General features: G+C 65.0%; 1 protein-coding gene. It reads right to left on the minus strand.

Features of this window, described 5'->3' with window-relative positions; translation table 11 throughout:
* Nucleotides 1-1,269: 30S ribosomal protein S1 (rpsA, locus tag G6W55_RS37665; RefSeq protein ID WP_175525066.1), on the minus strand; the 1,269-nt coding region annotated here is incomplete at its 3' end.
* Nucleotides 1,270-1,287: the final 18 nt, after the last annotated feature.

Genomic DNA, 1,287 nt, shown 5'->3' on the forward strand with positions numbered 1-1,287 from the left:
CTCCCACGCCTCGCGCTGGGTCTCGTAGCCCTCGAGCCAGTCGTTGGTCTCGGGGTCGAAGCCCTCGGGGTAGATGTAGTTGCCCTGGTCGTCGTAGGACGCGGCCATGCCGTACAGGGTCGGGTCGAACTCGACCGTGGCCGGGTCGGCACCGAAGGCCTCGTTGGCCTGCTTCAGCGAGAGGCTGATGCGGCGACGCTCGAGGTCGATGTCGATGACCTTGACGAAGATCTCGTCGTTGACCTGGACGACCTGCTCCGGGATCTCCACGTGGCGCTCGGCCAGCTCGGAGATGTGGACCAGACCCTCGATGCCCTCGTCCACGCGGACGAACGCACCGAACGGAACCAGCTTCGTGACCTTGCCGGGCACGACCTGGCCGATCTGGTGGGTGCGGGCGAACTGCTGCCACGGGTCTTCCTGGGTCGCCTTCAGCGACAGGGAGACACGCTCGCGGTCCATGTCGACGTCGAGGACCTCGACCGTGACCTCCTGGCCGACCTCGACGACCTCGGAGGGGTGGTCGATGTGCTTCCAGGACAGCTCGGAGACGTGGACCAGACCGTCGACGCCACCCAGGTCCACGAAGGCACCGAAGTTGACGATCGAGGAGACCACACCGGAGCGGACCTGACCCTTCTGGAGGGTCGTGAGGAACGTCTGGCGGACCTCGGACTGGGTCTGCTCCAGCCAGGCACGGCGGGACAGGACCACGTTGTTGCGGTTCTTGTCCAGCTCGATGATCTTCGCCTCGAGCTCCTTGCCCACGTAGGGCTGGAGGTCGCGGACGCGGCGCATCTCGACGAGAGACGCGGGCAGGAAGCCGCGGAGGCCGATGTCGAGGATGAGACCACCCTTGACGACCTCGATGACGGTACCGGTGACGATGCCGTCCTCTTCCTTGATCTTCTCGATGGTGCCCCAGGCACGCTCGTACTGGGCGCGCTTCTTCGAGAGGATCAGGCGGCCTTCCTTGTCCTCCTTCTGGAGGACGAGGGCCTCGATCTCGTCGCCGACGGCGACGACCTCGTTGGGGTCGACGTCGTGCTTGATCGAGAGCTCACGGCTCGGGATGACACCTTCGGTCTTGTAACCGATGTCGAGCAGGACCTCGTCCCGGTCGACCTTCACGATGACGCCGTCGACGATGTCGCCGTCGTTGAAGTACTTGATCGTCTCGTCGATCGCGGCGAGGAAGGCTTCCTCGTTACCGATGTCGTTGACCGCAACCTGCGGGGTGGTGGCGGTGGTCTCGGTGCTGCTCGTCATGTGGGAAAGGGCTCCGGT

Source organism: Streptomyces sp. CAI-85 (genome assembly GCF_013363615.1).
GTDB classification, from domain to species: domain Bacteria; phylum Actinomycetota; class Actinomycetes; order Streptomycetales; family Streptomycetaceae; genus Streptomyces; species Streptomyces antibioticus_B.